Below are 23,404 nucleotides of genomic sequence, written 5' to 3' on the forward strand. Positions count from 1 at the left end.
CAACACTACACTTTATAGTGTCGATTCATTATTTTTCGCACTAAAACACTACGTTGTGTAGTGTTCAAGAAGTGGAGGTAGTGTTACAGAGGTATTCCTTTTATAAAATAGTATTTATAGATTACATCCACATGGAGGGATAAAGATGAAACTAAAACTAACGACGTTGGCTGTTGGAGCTTTTGTTGTAATAGGTGGAGCTTATTATGCTTATGATTACTATGCCGGCAATCATGTGACCATTCGGGAAGTTATACCTGTGAATAGCTCTTCTACTCAGGTCAGTACAGCTGCTGCTGTTAATACAGGAAAATTGAACGGGGACTGGAGCATTCAGCCAGATTCTAAAGTCTACTTCTCAGTGACCACATCCAAGGAAAAAGTTAACTTTGAAGGCAGCACAGTAACAGGAAAATGGGCATTAAACACCGCTGAACTGGCCAAAATGAAAGCAGAAGCCTTCGTTGGTATCGATTCGCTGCAATCTGGTAATTCCCAAAGGGACGGCCACATTAAAGGTCAGCAATACTTAAATGCACAAACGTTCCCTGAAGCCAAGTTTACGCTCAAATCAATCGATAACTTTCCGAAAGAATGGAAAGAAGGTGAGAAAGTCTCCTTTGACATGCTAGGAACTCTCACAATTAAAAATATAACGAAAGACGTAATATTTAAGACCGATGCTGTTTATAACCAGGATGTTATTAATCTTGGGGGCAGTACCTCTGTGACTTTTGATGATTTTGGGATGAAGAATCCACATACCGTTGTTCTGGACACAGAAAATAATGTATCAATCACTCTGAGTCTGGTCATGGGCAAGAAGACAACTTCTTAATCGTCTTACTCTTAAAAAGAACAAAGCCGCATTTTCTGCGACTTTGTTCTTTTCATTTGTGATTGTGTCGGTTTCTATCCTTTTGCGCTATATAGCTGTTTGAATTCAGATGGTGTCATGCCTGTATGCTTTTTAAACAGTTCACTGAAATGCGGCCTGTCTTCATATCCGAGTGCTTGCGCAATTTCTTGAACTTGTTTGCCTTGGGCGAGCAAGATCTTGGCCTGCTCCATCCGCTCTGTTGTCACAAACTGAACGACGGTCATACCCGTGACTTTCTTAAACAGATTGGCAAAATAACTGCCGCTCAAATATACCAGCTTGGCATAATCATTAACAGTCATGTTCGATGCCACATTTTGACGTATGTGCTCAATAACTTGTTCCACGACTTGGTTTGCATCTTCCACATGTCGTTTTTGAATCATTTCGCAGCCGATCTTGCACAGTTCCTTGATGTTTTCTTGGAGTTCCTTTAGCTTATAGGATGAAAGATTTTTGAAGTACATAACATGACGTTCGACCTGTTTCATTTCTTCAAACGTCAGTTTTTCGGAGAAAACACGATTGATCAGAAAAGCCAACTCATCGCAATACCCCTTAACCGCCTCGGGAGCTGGTGGCACGGAAACAGTAACGGTTTCCTCAAATAGCTCGTCCACAATAGCACATGCTTTATGCAAGTTTCCAGACCGCAGGCAATAAAAAAGTTCTTTTTCCTTTTCTGGAGAGTAGCGCGGCGCTGTCTGGTGGATCGGGCTCATATGTCGATAACTGTACACAGTATTGCCGCCAGTATAGAAACTATAAGAAAGGGCCGCGAGTGCTTGCGCATAGGAGTGCGAAATTTGATGTATCGCCTTTACTTCTTCTCCAAGACCCAGGGATATGGTGTATCTGGAATACTTTTCAACATTTTCACGGCACTGCTCCGAAATGGCTTCCACGCTAAGTGAATCCGGCGGATTGAATATGACTACAAACCGGTTCGTGTTATCACGGAACACAAATCCTTTGGTGAACCGCCTTAAACTTTCTTCCAAAATGTTTTGCACAGTAAACCGGATCAGCTCTACCTCTTGCACAGGAAGAGTCTCGGTTTGTTCAGTGAACTGATCGATTTCCGTCAGCATAACAACAAAGCGCTCCCGCTCCAGTCCGATGTTCAAGAAGTCCCAACGTCTGGCCGCTTGTTCGGGTGTCGTTCGAAATTGCAGCAGCAGTTGAAAATATTCCTGTCTTAAATACGGCAAGCTCTCCCGCAGCTTTCTTTCCATCTCATGATAGCGCTCAGTCTCCCCCATTTCCTCTTCAATCGACTTTCTCGCCTTTAAGACCACTTCGATAATTTTTTGCGGCGTATACGGTTTGACAATATAATCGAATGCTCCGAGCTGAACAGCCTGCTGCGCATACTCAAAATCGGTATAGCCGCTTAAAAAAACAATTCTCGTACGTGGAAACTTTTTCAATACCTGCTTGGTCATCTCCAAACCGTTTATTTTGGGCATCCGAATATCGGTCAAAACAATATGGGGCTCCGTTTGATGGATGAGTTCAATACCTTTCTCACCGTTGCTCGCTGTTCCTACAATGCGAATGCCGTGAGACTCCCAATTTATTTGGTCCGAGATTCCTTGCACTACGGTCTTGATATCATCAATTACGCACATCCTAAGTTCTGTCGTCATCGTTATATCCCTCCCCTGCTAGTGGTATTGTTAGTGTGACCGAGGTAGATACATGGGGTTCGCTGCTCAAGTCGATATCAGCTTCACTACCGTAATGAAGCCGCAAACGTCCATAAACGTTACGGAGGGCATAGCTTTTTTTCAAAGATTGTTCTATCCGCATGTCAGCCTTTACTGTTTGGACGTCCATGCCAGCACCGTTGTCCTCCACACGTAGACGCAGAGTATCGCTCAGACATGTAATTGAAATCCTAATTTTTCCCATTTCCTCCATTTCTTCAAATCCGTGCAGTATGGAGTTTTCCACTAAGGGCTGCAAAATAATTTTCAATATCGGTTTCTCCAGCAGCGAATCATCCTCCAGCTCAATCGTATAATCGAACAGACCTTCATAGCATTTTTGCTGAAGATTTAAATACTGCCTAACATGATCAATTTCCTTGGCTAGTGTCGTTAACTCGTTCCCACCGTTGAGTCCCAATTGGAACAGCAGTGACAGTGAGGTGATCATCTCCGTGACATCTTGATTCTGGGAGGATTCTGACTTCCAAATGATCGTGTTTAATGTGTTATACAAAAAATGGGGATCTATTTGAGCCTGCAGTGCTTTGACCTCCATTTTACGTTTCTCAAACTCGGCTTCCTTGACGTCATCAATAAGCGAAGAGATTTCCTCCAGCATACGGTTAAACTTTAATCCGACCTGTGTAACCTCATCCTCATATTTGCTGGTAAACCGCACATCGAGGTTATTTTGCTCAACCTTCTTCATCAGCCCCTGCAGTTTGTGCAGAGGCTTCAATAATAAACTCGAGATAACATTAGAGAGCAAGAATGCCAATACGGCACAGCACAACATGATCAATAATGTGGTCGTTTTGATATTGTTCACCTGACGAAGCAATTCCGACTGTGTTTGAACGCTGACCATCGTCCAATCATCCACCATGGTTAGCCTTGAATAATTAACTAAATAAGAGTTTCCCCCCATGTTATATTTGAAAAAGCCTCTGTCTTGGCCCTGCAGCAAATTCATGAATCCAGGATCATGTTGAAAAGAAGATGTCTGGGAATTAAGCGGAAGCACGGCGTCACCGCTCCTTGACATTAGAAAATAGTTGTCCGCAGGATCGAGCAAGTCGTCGGTGACAGCTTTACGGATTACGTCTTCCTTTACATTAACTACAACATAAACATCTTGAACATTAAATTCTGTTATCGGTTTCATGATCAAAGAAATGACCCTCTGATTTCCTGAAAAAAGCGGATCCTGATGATCTTCCACCCATATGACACGCTCGGGCCTATCTAGATAACGCGAAAATATCGTATCCTTGAATCGGTTCTGATTGTTACGGAGATCGGTTGTAGCATATAGTTCGCCTACAGGCGTGTAGATCAAGACAGATTGAATGGAAGGCTCAATCAGTTTCATTTGTCCAAGCGGCGTTTGCAGAGATGACAACCTTGTATAATAAGATCCCGAATCGCTCGCGTACACGTCCTCCATAGCCATCTTGAACGAATCACTGAGCATCATGGTTGAAGCCGTCACAACGATATGCCGAAGCTTTTCGTCAAGCACGCTCGCGGATTTATTAAGCGTATTCTGACTGGATAGAAACGCTTCCTTTTCTGTCGATCGAAAGGCAATCCAATAAGACATCGTACCCGTTAGCGCGATTGAGAGAATAGTCAGCATCAGAAACGAAATCCACAACCGGCGGCGGAGCGAAAGCCGGTAAAACCATTTTTTCAAGCTGCCCCCACCCTTTCTAAAGAGAAGAGACGCGCTGCTTTCGGCTGCGCGCCCCTTGCTGTATTTGACCTTATTTTGCGAGGCTGCCCTGCAGCTTATTCGGATCAAAGCTCGGATTCGGTTTCATCTTCGTATCGCCAGCGGCACGTGCTTTTTCAAGACCTGCATTGTAGCGGGTTGTCAAGTCATTCAGCACTTTGTCCACATCTCCGCCTTCCATCATATATTTAAGGATGGCGTTACCCGACTTGTTGCCTTCTACCTTTGCCTCCGTCACGGATAGTGGAGTAGGGGCGTATAGCGCGTCAAATTTGCTTGGCAGGAAGCCTTCAATGCCCGGGATGGACGGCTTTTTCGCACCAGAGTTGACATCCGGCACAATGGAGATCCCGAACCCTTTCTCATGGTATTCTTTCTGGAAATCTAAATTATAAATATATTGCAAGAATTTCCAAGCCTTGTCTTTATTTGTTGTGTTTTTGCTGATGCCAATATAGTTACCGGCAATGACGGATACAGTTCCCTGTTGGCTGCCATCGATGGTAGGAGGCAATGCTGCGCTCCAGTTAATTTTTGTCGGGAATTGATTTTGGTACACACCCGGCTCGCCGGAGTGGTTAAAATACATGCCGATTTTCCCAGCGGCGAACTGTGCACGCAGCGGATCGATATCGAGAGATTCAACGCCCGGCAGCATGCTGCCGTCCTGCTTCATCTGACGAAGCGCCTCGGCAATTGGCTTGTACACCGAGAAGTCGAATTGGCCTGTTTTGTAATTGTATCCGTCTACCTCGGAAGTTCCGCTGAACGATCCGATTGGATTAACGATCCGAGCGAAAGCCGAGTTGGCGTTTTTGAAGTTTTCCGCGAAGCCGTATGCGCCAATATCTTTACCGGCTTCCGTAATTTTTTTAGCATCTTCAACCAGTTCTTTTACCGTTTTCGGCGGATCTTTGATTCCGGCTTTTTGGAAGAGATCGACGTTATAAATCAATCTCCAATATTGCCCTGTGTGCGGCAGCGAATAAATTTTGCTATCTACCATATTCAGTTCTTCCACAAGCAATTTATCGTACCTTTTCTTCATTTCGTCCGTCATCATATCGTTGATCGGTTGTAAATAGCCCTTCTTCACAAACCCGGAAAAATCATTTGTTCTAAAAATGTCGGGCGCTTGATTGCTTGCAAAAGCGATATCGATCGATTGGTTAAAGTTATCGGCAAGAACCGTCATTTCAACTTCAATGTTATCCTTATTCGTTTCGTTGAACTTCTTGATGACATCCTTCATGTAATCGGCATCGTGACGGTCAACCGTCCAGTAAGTCAGCTTCGTCTTTGGTCCTCCTGCTGCAGCGGAAGTAGCCGCAGCTGTACTCTTTGGCTGTTCCGTTTGTCCACCGCAAGCCGCTAATGAAGCGACCAGCGTAACGCCAAGCAGTGTGCTTAACACCATTTTTTTCTTCATGTTGTAAAACCCTCCTAATTTAGTTTACCTTAAGACTTGATTTATAACAAAAATGTAACTGCTTTCATCATAATTCCTTAACACTTGGTACCGTGAAGGACAAATCAACTTTTAATAGTGGGATAAAACACTTTCCTGCGGTATCCGCAATTCAGTTATCCTTTTACACTCCCCGCTGTTACCTGTATAAATGACTTATTCGCCAATACGTATACAACTAGGATCGGAAGGAATGAAAGACACGCGCCCGCCATCATGAGGTGTGATTCAGCAGCGGCACCGATCCCGTAGCGTAAATTTGCCAGCCCCACCGTCAGCGTTTGCAGTTTCGGATTCGTCATTGTGAACACTAGAGGCAAGATGTATTCGTTCCATGCGCCGCGGAACGTAAACAAGGCAGTAACGCCAAGTGCGGGACTCAGCAGCGGAAGAATAATCCGCCAGTAAACCGTATAGAAATTGCATCCATCGATGTAGGCGGCCTCGTCCAGATCTTTGGGAATCGCCTTAAAAAAGCCGATCAGCATAAAGTAGACCGTGGCATGCGCGCTGATCAAGATGATGATGACCCCCCAGAGCGATTTGTTCAAGCCAAGTTTGACCATCAGATCGAACTGCGGCCTCAATACTACTGCACCAATAGAAATGAACATCGTACTAGCTTGCAGGATTACGTACAATCGTTTGCCAGGGAATCTCGTGCGATCGACAGCATAAGCGGACATAGAGGCGATAAGCAGCGTGCCGATCGTCACAATTGTACTGATAAAGAGGCTGTTCCACGTAAACCGTGCAAAATTCGCCTGCTTCCAAGCCGTTGCGTAATTAGAGAACTTCCAGACAGAGGGCAACAGGGTTGCTCCCGTTGTTAACTCTGCATTCGTTTTAAATGAACCCAGAATGGCCATAACGATTGGAAATAGCGTAAAGAAAGCTATAACCAGCAAAAATACCCATTTCAAGGTTTGTCCAGTGAAATGACCGCTTCTGATAACGCCTAATTTCGTATTTGTATGCATCATGCAGTCCCCCTTTTTAATCCCGATTCAACCGTTTGGACATATAGAAATAGACGATCGTAATTAATCCGACAATCAAAGCCGTTACAAACCCCGCTGCGCTTCCGTAGCCGATTTGTTGCACAGTTGCCGTAGAAGCCGAAACCGGGAAAAACAATTTGTACACGTATAGGTACATGACATCGGTTTTACCGAAGGGACCGCCCTCGGTCAGGACCATAATGCTCTCATAACCTTTGAGTGCTGTGATGATGGCGAGCATTATAATCATTTGTAGAACGGGCCCAAGCATAGGAATCGTAATGCTCCAAAATTTTTGCACCGCATTCGCTCCATCGATTGATGCACTCTCATACAGATCATCGGGAATGCCTTGCAGCCCCGCGATGAAAAGCAGCATATAGTTGCCGATAGCACCCCAGATAGCCGTAATAATCACCGTCATCATAGCGTAATTCGGTCCCAGCCAATCCACCGCTTTGGAGATCAAACCATATTTGATCAGAAATTGATTGAGTAATCCGTTATACGAATTAAATATGGTGAAAAATACGATCGACATCACCGATGTACTGATAATGGTCGGCATGAAGTAGACGGCGCGCAGAAACACTTTGCCTTTCAGTCCTCGATTCAAAATGACGGCAAGTACAAGTGAAATCGGCAGGACAATGATAATTTTTCCGCCCGCATAAATGAACGTGTTATACACAGAGTGCCAAAATTCCTGATCGCGCAATAATCTCGAAAAATTATCAAGTCCAATAAATTTCTTTGCTCCGAACCCCTGATAATCGTAAAACATATAGCTAAGCGCCCATACAATCGGATAGATCCCAAGCGCCAAAGTCAAAAATAGACTAGGAAAAATGAATACATAGGAATTAAAAAGAGAAAGCCTTTTTCGCATCGTGCATCTGCTCCTTTTGGTTTTTGTATTCCAAGCATAGTACAACCTCGATAAGGTACGGGAGCGGCAATTCAACTGTGTCCGTAGGACAATTCAACTGTTTTAATTGATGAAATAAGCTACCTCTCTATCCTCGGCTAACGGAAATAAGCCGCAAAAGATTTCTCTGCGGCTTATTTCCAATATGATCAAATACGAAAAATTGGTTACCTGCGAATCCAGTTAATTTCATTGCAATCGAGATAAATATCCAAACTTCCATCTTTATCTGTAGTTGAGATCGATACATCTTGCCGGATATGGTCAATATCCAGCCTAGTTATGAGTGGCGGTACCGTTTCTTCCTCTAAGTCAACCGGTGTGCATACGGTCACAATGCCCATTTTACCGGTCATTGTTCCTTTACCGACAATTGTGGATGTTTCCTTTTTGACTCCATATACTTCAGATACCCATCCTTTTTCGCTGACAATAGCAAAATCACAGGTAGGATCGCTGCTTGTCTTCCAATGCATTTGTAACTGAATGGTTGAGGAATAGTCAATAGTTGACTTCAGTATATCTGTATTGCCTTCATCAGAGATTCGAACATTCGCAGAGGGAGGAAGTTGAAACCTCTGTTCAATGTCATGTACCCCTTCGGCATCCAGCCAATCCACGATGATCATCAGACTGCTCTTTTTCCAAAGCAGCAGCCATCGGCGATGAAGAACTGGGGCATCAAGCCTCATGTAACCATTATGGGAGGCATCGATAAAATCATACTCTTCCCCCGTGATCCATCGGTTCGTCACACATTCCGCTAGCGGCGTTCCCCATTCCTGTGAGGAAACATAAGGCGTCTGATCCAGTCCATCCACTGTAACGGTATTGTGTGCCCGAGTGCTCTTGAAATAACGGCGCCACTCCCCTTCTTCGTAGGTATACCTACCTGGATCGAGAAAGAGCAAGTTACGCTTCCACATCCATTCCAAATTTAACGCATCAGCATGTCCATGGGCCCCTCCCATGGAGGCGGCGTCAAAGAACAAATAGTTTTGTTCATCCTTTGTGACATAAAACCCCGTTTGAGGGAAGGATACTGTAGTTGGAAGCGGCGGGTTGAAGGATTGCTGTTGTTTTTTGAACGTTTCATACATCTCACTACCGAACATCCAGAGAATTTCAGCGCTAATCTCGCCCATTGAGATAAACTGCTCATCTTCTAGGATCGCACCCAATAAGGCAAGACGCTCCGTACCGGAACTTAACAGGTCGGAATCACCTGCAGCTGTAGACCCGTGATCGGGTCTGATCAGCGCATGTGTGAATGCCCCCATTCTGCGAAGGTTGTTCGCATACCATTCCGACATCGGATAGCCGGATACCTTCCCGAGCAAATAGGGAGCACCAAACATTTCAATACTCCCATTATGATAATGCGTCGTTAATTCGCATTGCACGCCATCCGGGCCAATCTGATGAACCATGCACAACTCCAATCTCTCGGTTGCAAACTGCCGCCAAAATGCGGCTCTTGGATGGTCATGATAAAAAACGCTTATTATAAATAAGCCCTGCATATGCATGATGGCATGATTGATTTCCGTGCTCCCCAAATAACTAGTCAAATAATTAGCATGCTCGACTAGTGCCAATAGAAACTCTTCTCTGAAGCTATCTGAGATAACTGGACTCCCTTCCATGTATTTAAAAGCGGATATCCATGATTGAACACGCAAGCCCACCTCTAATAAGCGCCAAGGCCCCGGTTGTTGAAAAAAAGTAGCTTTTTCGTAGGTAAGAAATTCCGGGACAGGATTTTGCAGCCTCCAACCACGCAGGTGTTTAATAAATGTGTGGACGTACTCCTCTTTTTGCGTCATCAAATAGGCTCTGCCCAAATCCAGCATGTACCAATGCCGATTGAGTACCCACGTGAATTCGAGATCGTTAGAAGGATTATATAGCCAATCTATGGGATCCCCCATGTAAACCCAATGATCCATGTCCATCGTATAAGGAACGCGAAACATATTCTTACAGGCTTGCTCCGCTTTCTCAATGGAAGCCTCCGCAAGCTCTGGATACTCTTGAAGATAGTGTTTTCCAGCATCCACTAATTCCTGATTCGTTAAATAATAATTCATTTCTGTCTTCCTCCTCTTAGGTTCAAAGAGTTAAGAAAAGTGCGTCGAAATCCTTCAGCGCATCTGGTTCTTAGTCTCCGATTTCTCTATATATGAACATTATAATGGAGCGTAAGAATCGCAAGAGATAGGCGTTTCAACTTTCCTAAGGGGAGAATGATACTTTTTTTCTCGCATATTACACAATTCATGCATGCAAAAGAGACAGAGGAATCATAAGTCGATTCAGCCTGTCCCTATTTTTTGGTTACTATTCTATTGTTATTATTCAGATATTTGAATATTGTTTCCTGTTAGGTTATTTCTGGATTAACTTAAAATCATCATAATGGAACCCCGGTGCAACAACACAGGAGACAAAAACAGGCTCGGTTCCTATCGGTTTTGCCGTCTGCCAAACGTTGGCCGGAACTAAGGCTTGTGGACTCTGTCCCTTAAGGACATCTGGTCCTAGAATGATCTCTTGTGTTTCCTCGGGCTTGTCTTTTGTACCTCCAAGTGTTAACAACAGTGGACTACCTGAATGCCAGAGCCAAAGTTCATCCGATAAAACCGTATGCCACTCTGAAAACTCATCTGGATGAAGCACGAAATAAATGGAAGTAGCCGCGTATCGGGAACCTGTGTACGCTTCATCAAGCACCTCTTTTGGAATCTCAAAGGAAGCTTTCCATAGCTCCTTGTACCACCCGCCTTCAGGATGAGGCTTTAAATCTAGTGCTGCTACTAATTGTGATAAGGATTTTGTTATCATATGATTTCTCACTCTCTTTCTATTTCTATCTCTATAAAATTCCTATTATATTATACACTTAAATCAACTTCCTACCCCAGTTTTTCCAATTAGGAGACGAAACAGCAGCCGATCAATTAGACCGACTGCCGTTTCAGGGTTTCACTTCTTAGCATATTTGTTTCATTCAGTTATTGACTTTAAATCACTTACTTTTAATAGTGCTTCTCTATTCGTATCATGATATATAACCCTAACTTCTAGTTCATAGTTATTATCCAACTCGAAAGAAAGGATGGTGCATTTCCTACCACGATTCTTCGTCTTTCTTGGATTATCTGGAGCAAAAACATAGGAGCCTCCAATAGTAAGATTAACCGTATCACTCATTACATCTGCAATCCTCTCATGCTGTATTTATGTTATTCTCATTCAATTTTGTTGTATTAGAATTTCAGTTCTGCAATTGCCTTCTTATACTTATCAATCCTTGCATAGTCTTTATCTGTTGGGTTAGGAATTCGACCAATATCACTGTTATCCTCTAGATCCAGAAGCTTCACTTTCCTCGCTAGGGGGTTTAATTTGATCCTCTTGATAAAGTCTTCATATGATTCATCTGCTCTTTTTGTAAGGCAATCCAGTGCTTCTATAATATCTGCGCTAAAACCTGCATTCTTTAAATCAAATAGAGTAGTATCTGAATCTTCCACAACATCATGTAGCATTGCTACAATAGATTCTTCTTCGCTGTTGGCTTTAGTTGCTAATCTTGCAGGATGTAATATGTATGGATTTCCACCTTTATCTGTTTGACCATCATGAGCTTTCGCGGCTATTAGTATTGCTTTAGTTAAAGTACTCATTTTCACAACTCCTCAAATAGTTCTGCTATATTCTTCGTATTAATTGACCATAATACTAGCGGCAAGATTCGCGATCCCTTCCAGCCAGGCGGAGCGTCTGCGGCTCATTCGGTACGCGTCAGGCAAATCATCGCCCTGCGTCTGCTGCAGAAGCGTAAGCTGCTTATGGATGAACAATAGATAAATATACATGTTATTTTCCCTATTTTATAAATGCTCTGTTAATACCGGAACGGGTTCTCCGGGGGTATCTTACCCGAATGATACTGTCCTATTATCAACTATTTTAGCTCGTTGTTCTTCTCGATACAACATCCAACCTACAACAAGTCCATATACCGCAGTAACAATATGAATCCAAGAAGGTGTTTTATCTACTGCATTCATTAATACCAATATTGCATCTACTATAGGCATTAAGATAGAAGTAAACATAACAACAAGTAATGCTTTTCTCATACGAAGTACCATCAAGGCTAGAAGGAAGATACCAATAAACAGATCACGATCTGCTTTTATATGAACAAGATATCTATCCGCAGTGTCATGCAGTGGTATACCAAAATCTCGAATTGCTGCTTCTGGCAGGATAAAGCCTTTTACTCCTAAAAACAACATCAACAACGTAACTACACCCACTAACCAAAATGTTACTGACTTTGGTCCCCAATAATTTTTATTCATTTGTCTGTCTCCTTTTTCCATTTTATTTGATTGACTTTATTGTATATCGGTAATAATATTTTGTTAAGAACGCACTTTAAAGTACGGCACTTACTTAAAAGTAAGGGAGTGATTTACCAATGATTCATCAACGCGAATGTCCAATTGAAACAGTCATTCATGTTTTAGGTGGAAAATGGAAGCCAATGATTTTATGGCATTTGATGGAATCAACCAAGCGTTACAACGATCTGGAAAAGCTAATCCCTAATGTCTCCCAAAAAATGCTTACGCAACATCTTCGAGATTTGGAACAAGATGGTGTGATCGATAGAACGGTATACCCCACCGTCCCTCCAAAAGTAGAATATTCACTTAGTGAATATGGCAAAACATTGATCCCTGTAACAGAAGTGATGTGTGCTTGGGGAGAAAATCACAATGAGCGAAAACAAGAAGAACCAGCGTCTTAGAGCTGGTTCTTCTTGTTTTCACGACTATAATCTCTCCGATGACACTTCGCTGTAAATAAATACATGGTAAAAAGGAGGCGGTTTCCCGCCCCCTTTCCTTAGGTCAATCTGTTCTTTATCCGCTCAAGAATGTTGCTGTTTCTTGCTCTGTAAACGCCAAAAATAACTGATCCCATGACTGCTGCCGCGGCTGCAGTTGATGCAACGACCATTGTTTTATTTACCTGACGCATTACGAACACCTCCACATTTTTATGAGCGAACAACGCTTAGTTTGCCTAAGTTAATGAACAAAAATTCAAGGTCTGGTTTATTAGATGATTAAATTGATACCCCAATAATTTGTAAGGTCTAAAAAATAATTCCGGGTCTCGATATTTCTACCTTCACATTGGGTTGAATCGTAATAAGCGGATAGGTGCTGTTCCAATCCATAGTCTTCCAATAATCAGGATGGAAAGCTATGATCCTTCTCCCTACTCCAAAGACGTCGCAATTGGCCATCTGCAGCTTCTGAATGACCTTCTGAGCTTCCTGTGTTAGCTCTTTTGAGAAAAACTCGTTCATTTTGGAAACCATTCCGGTTTCATCTAGATGATCTGGAGAGAATTCTTCCGCTTCTACCTTCAGCTGCAGATCGATGGTGACCACGACCTTGCCATTTATTATATCAACATCTAATTTCCGTTTTGTATGAAATACACGGAATGTCATTTTGCTGCCTATTTTCTTCGGTTTATTAGGAATTGGTAATGTCAGGCTTGCCTTTTTACCCATTCGATTAGCCATTAATAAACAGAGTTTTGACTCCTTAGTGTCTAGAGTCCCTGTTAAGGATTTACTGTTAAACAATGCTATTCCCTTAATAAGAGGGGTTCCTTCCCCCATTGCCAAATACGGCAAAATCACATCTTGTCCAGGATCGAATAAAACTGTACAAATCGATTGTATATTTTCTTCTGGAATGATCGTGAATGCTTCTGCACTGACAATTTGCTTATCCAGGTTCAAGATGAAATTTGGCTTTTTCATGTAGCCTGTTTGCAAAAGTGATTCGGCGCGACCTTCGACAACTCCAATTTTAGCGTTTAAAGCACTTTTCGGATCGCGGTAAAAAACATCCAGAACTGAATAGATATCAACCTTCGCCAACTGCTCTCCAATCATAAGAAACCGGTTCTTGGCCCCGTCCGGAACCAAGGTTAGTTTTTTTCCTAAGTTACCTCTTGCTTCTCGAGCAGTTTCACCAGTAACCGATATGATTTCGGGTGCATTTCTCTTCTTATCCGAAACATCCGGTAAGACAAAGGTGACTAGTACATTTTCACCTTCTGCTTTGTCAAAACCTATCCCTAGAATTAAACGAACGTTTTTAAATAACGTTTGATCCCAACAACCGGTTAAGAGACTCATGGAAATTATGACGAGTAATATTGGCCGGATTCTTTTCATTCTATTGCTTTCCTCCTTCCCCTTAGGATGGTCATTAGTAATAACGGTATGGGTATCAAATAGATCATGACCAAAGCGAAATAAGAAAACCATTTATTGAGCTTGCTGATAAACAAAAAATTATGCGGTAACAGCGCAAGCAGTAAGCAAACTGCAACGACCAGCAAAGTCACCTTAGAACTGTTATCTATTTTCAATATTTGGGTTATCCCTGTTGAAGCTAGAAAAACATAATTGACAATAGACGTCATGACGATCACAACCCAAAGCGATAAAAACAGTAAGTCCGATCTTTCTACAATCCTGAAAGAAAATGCCTTAAGCATGTATAGAACAGGCTCTGGAATGATTTTGAGCTCCAAAGGACTGAAAAACATAAAGCATGACAGGATTATTATTACGTAAAAGAGGGTGACAAAAGTGTATGATATTAACATCGTTTTTAATATTTCTCCGTCTTTCCCCTTGACTTGAGGGTAAACCATGAGCAAAAGCTCAAAACCGGCAAGCGTAATAACCGCTTCTCTCATACCTTTCATCATATTACTAAGCCCGGATTGACCGATGGGGAAAATATACAAAGGGTTTCCTTTGCTAAAAGGGAAAATGATCAAAATGATAATAATGATTAGAAGGATAGAAACCAGCGTTTCAAAGCGGGCAATTATTTTCAATTTTTCTTTTGCTAGATAATAACTGGTAACCATCATCAATGTCATAATGACCCATTTCGGTGTCGTCGGGAAAATCCAGGCATTAATTATTCGGCAGTAATTCATAAGGACCACGCTTGCTATTCCAATAAAATAAATAATATAAAGAACACTAATAAGATGACCTGCAAATTTCCCTGCCATCTGGGGGAGAAATTCGATCATCGTCTTCTTTGGATATGTCCTGCAGATCATCCATATCAAGATAATGGCCAGGTGGCTCGCAAATCCCGCCAGCAGCATGGAAATCCATCCATCCATCGATGCTTCAGAGTAGACACTATAAGGAACAGTTAACGCTCCCTCACCTATCGCTGTTTGTATAGTGAAAAAAGCCAACTGTTTTTTGGAGATCCTATCTTTTTCTACGCTCATGCTTCACCCATCCCCTAGAAAATAATTCTCGCAGCTTTTTTTGGGGAAGACTGTCCGCAGGACGCCGGTTCATTTTCCATATGGGTAACCGGACGAGAGAGTCTTTCAGATCCCTCCATTTGAATGGAGATAAGGGGTAAAAATAGGGCGTTCCAAACCCCTCTAACTTACACAAGTGGATCAAAATACATGTAAATCCGAACGTAATTCCCAAAAAGCCGAAAGTAGCAGCCAAAAGCATCATCGGAAAGCGCAGAAAACGCACTGTCTCTCTGAACTCATGGGATGGCACAACAAATGAGGCAAGGGCTGTCGATGCTACCACAATAATCATGATATTGGACACCAGCCCCGCTTTCACGATGGCATCTCCAATAACAAGCCCACCAACAATACCGATTGTTTGCCCTACTGCAGTATGTAATCGCAATCCTGCTTCTCTTAACATTTCAATGGTTATTTCCATCAATAGAGCTTCAATAATTGGAGGAAACGGAATTTCCAGTACAGCACTTTGCATGAGAAGCACCAATTCATTCGGGATGGTCTCAAAATGAAAAGAGACAACTGAAATGTATCCAGCTGGTAGGGTAATGGCAATGAAGAAACTGGAAACCCTTAACAAACGGAAGAAGCTTCCGTTAATCCAACGGGCATTGTAATCATCAGGTGACTGATAAAAAGCAAAGAAATTGATTGGTAAAATGATCGCTTTCGCTGAACCTTCCGCTAATACGGCAATTCTTCCCTCCATTAAATTGGCTGCTACCCTATCCACTCTTTCGGTACTTAAAATTTGCGGAAATGGGGAGAAAGGGGCATCCTCAATGAGCTGCTCTACAAAACCTAATGAAGCAATATAATCGATACGGATCGATGTTATTCGTTTTTCTAACTCGGTCACAATTTCCGGATTTGCTAATGACTCGATGTAAACCATCGCCAAGCGTGTGTTCGTCTCCATGCCCACCATCAAATAACGAATCATCAAATCCTTGTTGACCACTTTTCTTCGGATTAGATGAAGGTTCGTAGTTAACCTTTCAATAAACCCTTCATGCGAATCTCCGAACACCTTCTCATTGATCGGTTCTGTGATGCTCCGTCCAAACGAAGAGGATGCATGAAAAATGTAAAAATCGGTCTCACCCTCACAATCGACGACACAGCCGCCATTCAAAAGGGCTTCCACTGCTTGTTCGATCAAGCAAGTAATTTGAAGCTGTCCCAGAGGGATGACGTCTAGAAACTCGCCTTCATTGATTCGCTTTAATGGAAAGATGAGCTTGTCTAGGATCGTATCTTGATCTGTTAAGGTTACCAAATAAATCAAATTGACTTGTCGTTGATTCCAATTCAATGTATGTATGACCAAATCTTCCGTATTGTTTAAAAGTGTTTGAAAATAACTTTTTCTTTCTTGTATCGACGAGAGCTCCATTTCCTTAATTTCTGGATTTTTACCCAATATTTCATCACGCTGCCCCTCAGTTCAAAGGTTATTTTCTCCAGCTGGATAAAAGAGTATTCATGGATTCTTAAAAATGCGTATACCTTTATCGAGGCATTCAAAGGTTGCTTTCATGGAACAACGAGAAAAACGGCCATGTTCGCATAGATTTCGCGATAGGGCCGTTTTTGTTTTCTAGATGTTTTTTGTGTTGGATGAAGGAATTACCATACAAAAGCTGATGTGATGATTACCAAAAGAATAAAAAGAACCAAGATAAATGCACTTGAACGTCCATAACCCTCACCATAACCTACTGCTCCCATGTTTACTCATTCCCCTCGGTGATTTTTCACTACGGTATATTCATATGTGCGGTACAAAGTGCTTGCTTGGACGTATGCCACTGGGAGGCACTTTTTTACACATTCTCAAGGGTTTTTGCTTTTCTTGAGGCCATATGCTCCATTAGGAATGAAACATACGTTTCGTCTCGAACTAACCAAGCTGCATAATCCCTTTTTACATATCGCTCTGCTTCTTCGAAAGTAGAAAAATGTTGGTTGGATTCGACCCCATCCACATCGACTTCCCATCTGTCTCCCGAAGGAAAAATAAACACTTGTTGTTCATTTCTATTCTCATAAAGTGATCCATAAACTGAATTTTTCATGTTAAATGTATTTTTATTCGCATCCGCGCGAATGGGTTCCATCGGGAATGGTTTAGCTACGTACCACTGATAGGCTTCTTCTGTCATAGAGCAACCGGAAGCTTTAGCATGGCCTCCTCCTCCATAAATACCCGCAATTTCCGAGACGTCGATGTGTTCGTGAATCGTTCGAAAGCTTATCTTTTTACCGCCCATATTCATGATTGCGATGTAATCCAGATGAGGATTTTCTTTGCCCAACTCGTTTCCAAGTTCAGAATGATAAGATTCCGCATGAACGATGCCTACATGGTGATCATCTATTCGGGAGTGGATAATTTCTCTCTTTTTTCTGCGGACATAGCGTTCGATTTTTTCTTCTTCCATATCCAAAATTTTTTCTTCAAAGGGATCGAATGCAAAGTTCTCGCCTTGCTGAATGCGAGCCACCATTTTTTCCTCGAATTCTTCGATGGAAATTAGATAGAAGAGATCATTTAATCGCTTGGCATTGTTGTATTCATTCTGTTCCCATTCCCATGTATCATACTGACGGACCATTTCCACGAATTCATCTAAACCCTTCATTGGCTTCAACAAACCATTCTGGATCAGATACTCATAAAATAGAGAAGTTGCAGATGCGAGCTTTCCATTTTCATACGCAATCTGTACCATTCCCCACGGATACTTGTTTAAATGAAGCGAAGTTTTATGATGATCAATAAGTTTAACTTTTCCTCCCGATTTCACAAACTCGTTAAGTCCCTGTTCATTCGTTTCATCCACGGATAAGTCAGTGATAAACAAATAGCTCTTTTTTCTTGATTTTTCTAAAAAGCGTATTACTTGTAGATTCAAGCCTCCGACAGAGTTATAACGGATTTCTACCTTTTCACCAAATGCTAATCGAGCTATTATACCGCAACCTACTCCATCCAGATCATTATGAGTATACAAATGATACAAGGGCACATCCTCCTGTTAATGATTTCCATTATGGTACCCTTAAACAAGTCACTTTATTCGGAGAATAACCCCGACAATTATAATCAATCCTCCGATCAATCTTGCGAAAAAGACAAGAACTTAGATCCTAAAAAGACCGCCGACAAGGGCGGTCTTCAAAGTTATTATTGTCGTGTTTTCCGTTACTTTTTTTCCTATCAAATATTCAGATTAAATATTGAGATTCAAGAGTCGTAGCGATTTTTTTGTTGCAATCAAAATGAAAGCAAATTACAATTCAAAAATAATAATGATTATCAATGCAAACTAACAAACGAATGGAGTGTGCCGTTAATTGAGTATTCTAGAGGTACTAAAAGCCAGAAAAGCAATTCGAAAATACAATCCACGTGAAGTCGAAGAGGAGAAAATCTTGAAATTACTGGAATCTGCCACATGGGCTCCTAATGATAGATTACGTGAGCCATGGCATTTTTACATCATACGTGAAGAAGCAAAACAACAGTATGAAAAAATCGCCTTCGATTTTTTAACTGAAAGATTCCCCTCAAAACCTAATCTAGTTCAAGAATCAATGAGTGTGATACAGAGCACCCCCCTTCTCGTCGTTGTAACCTCGGATATCATCCCAGATGATGTAGACTCTTCCGAAGATAACGAATATGCCGTTGCATGCGCAATACATTCGATGTGGCTTATGGCAAGTGAGCTTGAATTGGGATTGGTATGGCGGACGCGCGGCGTTGGACTCATTCGTGATGAACGGTTATTTCGGTTTATCGGTTCGCCAGAAAACAAGAAGATCATCGGAACCCTTTTTGTCGGTTATCCGGAATCCGAAACACCTCGAACAACTCGTACCTCTTTTTCAAACAAAACTACGTGGCTATGAAAAATTGGGGATATTTCCTCGGTTGACTAATTAACTATTGACTTTCACCCATATATAGGATTAAATTCATCATAGTTAGAACAATATAGTATAAACATTCTAGGTGCCCTTGTGAGAGCAAGGGGTAACAGGGAATCGGGTGAAAATCCCGAGCGGACCCGCCACTGTAAAACAGAGATCTCTTTCATACTGCCACTCAATCATACTTTTGGGGAAGGCGAAAGAGAGCGTTAATCTGTGAGCCAGGAGACCTACCTAGTTTGAACACCATCATACATAGCCTTCGTGGAATAAGGTTCGGTGTAAGAAGAGGTCCCTGTTATTTTCTACAGGATGAATTTCTCGTAATTTCTTACCCCAACCTATTAGGTTGGGGTTTTCATTTTTCTATGAAAAATTTAGCCATACGGGGGATATGTTTTGAAAAATCTTTCAGAGGAGGTGAAACAATGAATATCGCAATTCAAAGACTTACTTCTATATCAATTGGACAAAATGTCGCCAAAATAATGTTTGTTTTACAGTGGATTTTGCTTCTTTCTTGGATTCCATTGACCTTGTACGGATTATTCTTCACACCGATTATGTCGTTACATGATGCTGTTCATCCTGCACGTCACAGTGTCACCATAGTACCTTGTCACTAACGTAATCACCTCTCCCCCGTGTGGCTAAATTTTTCAAAGACTATTATTTCAAGGAGGACAATAATGAAGTTCGATCTATTACGTTTTCTGATGCTGCTCATCTTACCTGTACTTATACTAGGTACTTTTGTATTTGGAGTTGCAATCTACGAAAGTTATGAAGAAAAAGGGGATTATTTAGTACCACAAAATCCAGTTGCACATGAACCAGCCAAATTCTCATATCAACTTACCAATCCTGTAACCAAGGAACCCTTAAATAACGCTAATGTCCAATTAGAAATTGTTAAAACGAAGGCAACAAATCCTTGGTTCAATGTGGGTTACTTACGTGATGATAATGAAGGAACTGGGCTTGTTTATAAAATGGATTCGATTTTGTATGACGGAAAACTTGAGATTGAGTCTATTTTTTGGGACGCTGGTTCATACGAAGCAAAAATAAAAGCAACATCAAATGAAATAGAAAAACCAATTGAAATTACCTTACCCATTAAAGTAGATGTGCCTCTTGGGCAAATCGTACGAACAATCGTTTTGTTCATAGCAATCTTTTTGTTAGCAATGCTCAGTGGAATTTTTGCTAAACGATTGGAAAATCCATTTAAAAAACAATCACAATATAAAAACCGTTATTCATCGTCAGCCGCAGCGTTACTCTTAATTGCAAGTTTATTAGTTGCTGGTACCCTTTCCTCAACTTCATTGGCGCACGAAGCGACTTCGGCCAATCATATTATGGTAGTTGAAAAAAATGGAGTTAAAGCTGAATTAAAGTTAAACCCTATGGATCCTGTTCAAAAGGGAGAACCCGCTCATTTTAATGTTACTTTTCAAGATTCAAAGACCGGTCAATACATCCAAGGGATGGATACTTCCCTATCGCTTTATCACGAGGACGATAACATAACTATGTTTTCAAATCGGACGCAGATTCAAGATGGAAAGTTAGATTTTGACTATGCTTTTCCAGATACAGCTAATTTCCATCTTAACTTTCACGCTTCACCCAATGGACAAAAATCAACTCTGACAGCGCCTTTGGATGGTGTATTCGCGTTTGAAGTTCCCCCCGTACAACCAAACTTATCGGCACAATTAAGAGCTGGGACATTAATGCTAATTGTTTTGATATTGGGTTTTGTTTTGGGGTTAGTTGGTACAAAAAGAAAACCATCCTTTGCATAAGAAGGGACGGGAATTAATTGCAGAATCTGAACACAAAATTTCAAGTTTTAGGACAAGTTTTAATTTGTGCTAATGGATGTTGCTGCGGTCAAACGAACTTGGGAGCTGCCGAAGTCCCCGTTGAATGGCTAAAAATCAATTGGAAAAATGATAAACTATCAAAAAAAATGCAGCTCTCATTTACGGGTTGTTTAGGACCTTGCGATGTAACGAATGTGGTTTGTATCCTAGGTCCTACAAAGCAATATTGGTTTGGCGGTATGACTGCACAGAATCATTATGAGACTTTGTATGAATGGTGTAAGTCTTCTGTTGATACAGGTTACTTCCTCCCACTTCCAGAACTTTTGGAAGCACGTATATTTGAACGTTTTATAAGTTTATAACTTATTGATAAGCTTATGTGCCTTAAAAGGATACATAAGCTTATTTCTTGATAATAAGGAATTACAGATATGCATAGCCAGCCTGGATGTTACCGTATCCGGTACCCATTCGTCCACTTCTAAGAGCGGTACTGGAACATACACTATTTCGGGTAACACAATGATTCTCAAGCGCGCCTACTGAACGAAAATCAAAAAGAGCCGCATCAACACGGCTTCTCATAGTTCTTGAAATCCAAAATGCTGTCTTGCTAGCTCTTTGAATTTATCGTTGTCAATCTGTTCTTTTTTCGATTTCCCATTAATCCATTGTGTGAAAGAAGTATCGGTTAACGTTACATTTCCATCGCTTGTAAGTTGGGTAATCAGTGGGGTTTTGTTGAATCGTGATTCTTTGTGCTGGACTATGATTCCTTGGACTTCATTCAATTCAGATAAATTCTCTAATGGTCGTTTAATATCAAAAGCACACCCTATTTTCCACTCTGTATCTTTATATTTTAGTTTCATTTCAAGAATATAGTCCCCATAATCACTTTCCATTGCTTTGGCTCGAAATTCTCCATTCACAGAGGAGGTAGTTTCTCCATTTAGCGGCACAGGTTTTAGTGGTAGGTTTCCACCAAATCCGGTATCAACCAAGTACGTATGACCTTCATGCTGCACTAGAATAGTAACATGAGTTCTTCCAAGTTTTGACCAGTCCTTCGTTGCATAATTGTATACTTCTCCACGAACTAACGCTGCATTAAACCCATTTTCAATTAAGAAAAAAATAAAGCAGAGGATTCAATTGATAGCATAGACCACCTTCATTTTTTACGAGCATTTTGGTAATCAAATCCTCTTTTGTTATAGCACTTGTTTTATTTGAAATGATACTTAAATTTTCAAAAGGAAGGGCTGTTGCTGTTTTCCTAAGAATGATATCTAATGTTTCAAATGTAAGTTTTTGATTCTCTGGAATGTCAATTCTTTTACGAAATAATCCATTCAACTCATCCAAAAGATTTCCCTCCATGTTTTTGATTCAAAGCTTAATTATCTCAGAGAATGTAGGTCATCAATTGCTTGGCGTGGCGTCTCATATCTTCAGGACGTTGCCTGAAAGCGCTGTAGGCGATATGGTCGAGGCTGATGTGGATGAGACAGGAGAGAAGACGCTCTTCTGATTGTGTAGGCCGTCCCCCATGTTTGTCCCAGTGATTATCTAGAATTTCCTGCAAGTCAATCTCTTGCCATTCCGGAAACCAAGGCCACCAATAAAGAAACAAAGCGTTATCGTAAAGAGGATCACCATAGAACGCATTTCCCCAGTCGATTACCCCCGTTAACCTCCCTCCGTCCACCAGCACGTTTCGATTCAAGAGGTCGTTGTGGACGATTCCTCGATTCTCTGGAAGCTGTGTCACGAACTGACGCAGCCTTTCTACTCCAGCATCGAATACCAGTGCCTCCTGAGGCGAATCGTCAAGTCGCTCGCGCCAGCCCGCTAGTCGATCCCTGGGTTCAGCTACAGAGAGAAGCTCATCCCCCCAACTCAGACCAGTTCCATCTGGACGCCAAAGGCCAACCCCCTCTGTGTCTGTGAGGTCAAGTTTCTGAAGTTCATAGAGTGCGTCAAACAATTGCGGCAGGACAAGTTGTATCTCAGGCCCGTTCAGTTCATCGAGATGCTTTCCCGAAACTCGCTTGGATACAGCGAAGAAGCCGCTCTCCGTCTCGCCAACCTCAAGAACCTTAGGAATCGGAAGTATGTCCGAGGAAAGTGTACCCATCACACGGTCCTTTTCAAAATCGTCCACATAGGAACCGAAGCGGATAACCATTTCATGCCCGTCGAGCATGAAGGAATAGGCTTTCGACCAATCACCAGCAGCGAGGGGCATAAGATTTTGGGCACGGTCACCGAAGTGTGCCTTCACAAAACGGTTCGCCATTTGATTGAAATCCTCCATAGGTTCCTCCTTGTATGTTCTAATTCCATGATAGATTGGTGAACTGTAATAAAATAGCGTGTTACTGCATTCTACTTTCCGTTAGCCGTTCATGCAGCGCAAGACCAGCGCTGCACCACAGAGGATGAAAATGGATAAAGTCTGTCAATACTTCTACTATGGCTGGGAGAAGA

Annotated in this window: 25 protein-coding genes and 1 riboswitch; of the genes, 6 read left to right on the top strand and 19 right to left on the bottom strand. The window is 41.8% G+C overall.

What is annotated here, in order from left to right; genetic code table 11:
* Positions 1–145: 145 nt before the first annotated feature.
* Positions 146–838: a YceI family protein gene (locus QFZ81_RS16300; RefSeq protein WP_307442659.1), complete on the top strand. Its 693-nt coding sequence runs from the start codon at positions 146–148 to the stop codon at positions 836–838.
* A 74-nt stretch (positions 839–912) separates the two neighbouring features.
* Here the strand turns inward: QFZ81_RS16300 and QFZ81_RS16305 are convergent, their stop codons facing one another.
* The 10 genes from QFZ81_RS16305 to QFZ81_RS16350 all read right to left on the bottom strand — a co-directional run bounded on the left by QFZ81_RS16305 (position 913) and on the right by QFZ81_RS16350 (position 12,097).
* Positions 913–2,529, bottom strand: a complete 1,617-nt coding sequence (locus QFZ81_RS16305) for a response regulator (protein WP_307442656.1) — start codon at positions 2,527–2,529, stop codon at positions 913–915.
* Positions 2,513–4,288, bottom strand: coding sequence for a sensor histidine kinase (locus QFZ81_RS16310; RefSeq protein ID WP_307603568.1), 1,776 nt, complete (start codon positions 4,286–4,288; stop codon positions 2,513–2,515). The genes QFZ81_RS16305 and QFZ81_RS16310 overlap by 17 nt, the downstream gene beginning before the upstream one ends.
* Before the next feature lie 70 nt (positions 4,289–4,358).
* On the bottom strand, positions 4,359–5,756 hold the full coding sequence (locus QFZ81_RS16315; RefSeq protein ID WP_307603570.1) for an ABC transporter substrate-binding protein: 1,398 nt from the start codon (positions 5,754–5,756) through the stop codon (positions 4,359–4,361).
* Positions 5,757–5,911: 155 nt separating this feature from the next.
* Complete coding sequence (locus QFZ81_RS16320) at positions 5,912–6,775, bottom strand: carbohydrate ABC transporter permease (protein WP_373462756.1); 864 nt, start codon at positions 6,773–6,775, stop codon at positions 5,912–5,914.
* Positions 6,776–6,791: 16 nt separating this feature from the next.
* Positions 6,792–7,685 carry a carbohydrate ABC transporter permease gene (locus QFZ81_RS16325; RefSeq protein ID WP_307442648.1) on the bottom strand — a complete coding sequence of 298 codons (894 nt, stop codon included), beginning with the start codon at positions 7,683–7,685 and terminating at the stop codon, positions 6,792–6,794.
* A gap of 206 nt (positions 7,686–7,891) precedes the next feature.
* Positions 7,892–9,814 carry an alginate lyase family protein gene (locus QFZ81_RS16330; protein ID WP_307603572.1) on the bottom strand — a complete coding sequence of 641 codons (1,923 nt, stop codon included), beginning with the start codon at positions 9,812–9,814 and terminating at the stop codon, positions 7,892–7,894.
* A 298-nt stretch (positions 9,815–10,112) separates the two neighbouring features.
* Entirely contained in the window at positions 10,113–10,565 is a 453-nt protein-coding gene (locus QFZ81_RS16335; protein WP_307449727.1) for a cupin domain-containing protein, read from the bottom strand.
* Between the two features lie 428 nt (positions 10,566–10,993).
* Complete coding sequence (locus QFZ81_RS16340; RefSeq protein ID WP_307442646.1) at positions 10,994–11,413, bottom strand: GTP pyrophosphokinase; 420 nt, start codon at positions 11,411–11,413, stop codon at positions 10,994–10,996.
* Positions 11,414–11,452: 39 nt separating this feature from the next.
* Positions 11,453–11,605, bottom strand: a complete 153-nt coding sequence (locus QFZ81_RS16345; RefSeq protein WP_307442644.1) for a hypothetical protein — start codon at positions 11,603–11,605, stop codon at positions 11,453–11,455.
* Between the two features lie 60 nt (positions 11,606–11,665).
* The gene (locus tag QFZ81_RS16350) at positions 11,666–12,097 is read right to left on the bottom strand and encodes a DUF4267 domain-containing protein (protein WP_307442642.1); all 432 of its coding nucleotides are present in this window, start codon (positions 12,095–12,097) and stop codon (positions 11,666–11,668) included.
* Between the two features lie 119 nt (positions 12,098–12,216).
* On the opposite strand from QFZ81_RS16350, the gene QFZ81_RS16355 reads away from it, so the two are divergent.
* Positions 12,217–12,549, top strand: a complete 333-nt coding sequence (locus QFZ81_RS16355; RefSeq protein ID WP_307442641.1) for a winged helix-turn-helix transcriptional regulator — start codon at positions 12,217–12,219, stop codon at positions 12,547–12,549.
* A 98-nt stretch (positions 12,550–12,647) separates the two neighbouring features.
* Here QFZ81_RS16355 and QFZ81_RS16360 read toward each other — a convergent pair whose 3' ends face one another.
* From QFZ81_RS16360 to QFZ81_RS16385, 6 genes are all read right to left on the bottom strand, one after another.
* Complete coding sequence (locus QFZ81_RS16360; RefSeq protein WP_307442639.1) at positions 12,648–12,782, bottom strand: hypothetical protein; 135 nt, start codon at positions 12,780–12,782, stop codon at positions 12,648–12,650.
* A gap of 118 nt (positions 12,783–12,900) precedes the next feature.
* On the bottom strand, positions 12,901–14,001 hold the full coding sequence (locus QFZ81_RS16365; RefSeq protein ID WP_307442637.1) for a Ger(x)C family spore germination protein: 1,101 nt from the start codon (positions 13,999–14,001) through the stop codon (positions 12,901–12,903).
* A complete protein-coding gene (locus tag QFZ81_RS16370; protein WP_307442635.1) occupies positions 13,998–15,089 on the bottom strand; it encodes a GerAB/ArcD/ProY family transporter in 1,092 nt (363 codons plus the stop codon). The genes QFZ81_RS16365 and QFZ81_RS16370 overlap by 4 nt, the downstream gene beginning before the upstream one ends.
* On the bottom strand, positions 15,070–16,557 hold the full coding sequence (locus QFZ81_RS16375; protein WP_307603574.1) for a spore germination protein: 1,488 nt from the start codon (positions 16,555–16,557) through the stop codon (positions 15,070–15,072). Before QFZ81_RS16375 ends, QFZ81_RS16370 begins: the two co-directional genes overlap by 20 nt.
* A 206-nt stretch (positions 16,558–16,763) precedes the next feature.
* On the bottom strand, positions 16,764–16,865 hold the full coding sequence (locus QFZ81_RS16380; RefSeq protein ID WP_307442633.1) for a YjcZ family sporulation protein: 102 nt from the start codon (positions 16,863–16,865) through the stop codon (positions 16,764–16,766).
* 95 nt (positions 16,866–16,960) lie between these two features.
* Positions 16,961–18,160: a DHH family phosphoesterase gene (locus tag QFZ81_RS16385; protein WP_307603576.1), complete on the bottom strand. Its 1,200-nt coding sequence runs from the start codon at positions 18,158–18,160 to the stop codon at positions 16,961–16,963.
* Positions 18,161–18,494: 334 nt separating this feature from the next.
* On the opposite strand from QFZ81_RS16385, the gene QFZ81_RS16390 reads away from it, so the two are divergent.
* The 4 genes from QFZ81_RS16390 (at position 18,495) to QFZ81_RS16405 (ending at position 21,273) form a co-directional block, all read left to right on the top strand.
* The gene (locus tag QFZ81_RS16390; RefSeq protein WP_307442631.1) at positions 18,495–19,052 is read left to right on the top strand and encodes a nitroreductase family protein; all 558 of its coding nucleotides are present in this window, start codon (positions 18,495–18,497) and stop codon (positions 19,050–19,052) included.
* An 84-nt stretch (positions 19,053–19,136) separates the two neighbouring features.
* A riboswitch (cobalamin riboswitch) is annotated at positions 19,137–19,325 on the top strand.
* Between the two features lie 176 nt (positions 19,326–19,501).
* A complete protein-coding gene (locus tag QFZ81_RS16395; RefSeq protein ID WP_307442629.1) occupies positions 19,502–19,699 on the top strand; it encodes a CbtB-domain containing protein in 198 nt (65 codons plus the stop codon).
* 63 nt (positions 19,700–19,762) lie between these two features.
* Positions 19,763–20,887, top strand: coding sequence for a hypothetical protein (locus QFZ81_RS16400; protein WP_307603578.1), 1,125 nt, complete (start codon positions 19,763–19,765; stop codon positions 20,885–20,887).
* A 17-nt stretch (positions 20,888–20,904) separates the two neighbouring features.
* Positions 20,905–21,273 (top strand): (2Fe-2S) ferredoxin domain-containing protein, encoded by a 369-nt coding sequence (locus tag QFZ81_RS16405; RefSeq protein WP_307442625.1) that lies wholly within the window; start codon positions 20,905–20,907, stop codon positions 21,271–21,273.
* A 219-nt stretch (positions 21,274–21,492) separates the two neighbouring features.
* Here the strand turns inward: QFZ81_RS16405 and QFZ81_RS16410 are convergent, their stop codons facing one another.
* From QFZ81_RS16410 to QFZ81_RS16420, 3 genes are read right to left on the bottom strand one after another with little or no spacing between them, the layout of a single operon-like run.
* Complete coding sequence (locus QFZ81_RS16410) at positions 21,493–22,062, bottom strand: arylamine N-acetyltransferase family protein (RefSeq protein WP_307606930.1); 570 nt, start codon at positions 22,060–22,062, stop codon at positions 21,493–21,495.
* Positions 22,034–22,279 (bottom strand): arylamine N-acetyltransferase, encoded by a 246-nt coding sequence (locus tag QFZ81_RS16415; RefSeq protein WP_307603580.1) that lies wholly within the window; start codon positions 22,277–22,279, stop codon positions 22,034–22,036. The genes QFZ81_RS16410 and QFZ81_RS16415 overlap by 29 nt, the downstream gene beginning before the upstream one ends.
* Before the next feature lie 40 nt (positions 22,280–22,319).
* Positions 22,320–23,231 (bottom strand): phosphotransferase family protein, encoded by a 912-nt coding sequence (locus QFZ81_RS16420; RefSeq protein WP_307603582.1) that lies wholly within the window; start codon positions 23,229–23,231, stop codon positions 22,320–22,322.
* Between the last annotated feature and the right edge of the window lie 173 nt (positions 23,232–23,404).

The sequence above is a fragment of the Paenibacillus sp. V4I9 genome, from assembly GCF_030817295.1.
Lineage (GTDB): Bacteria > Bacillota > Bacilli > Paenibacillales > NBRC-103111 > Paenibacillus_E.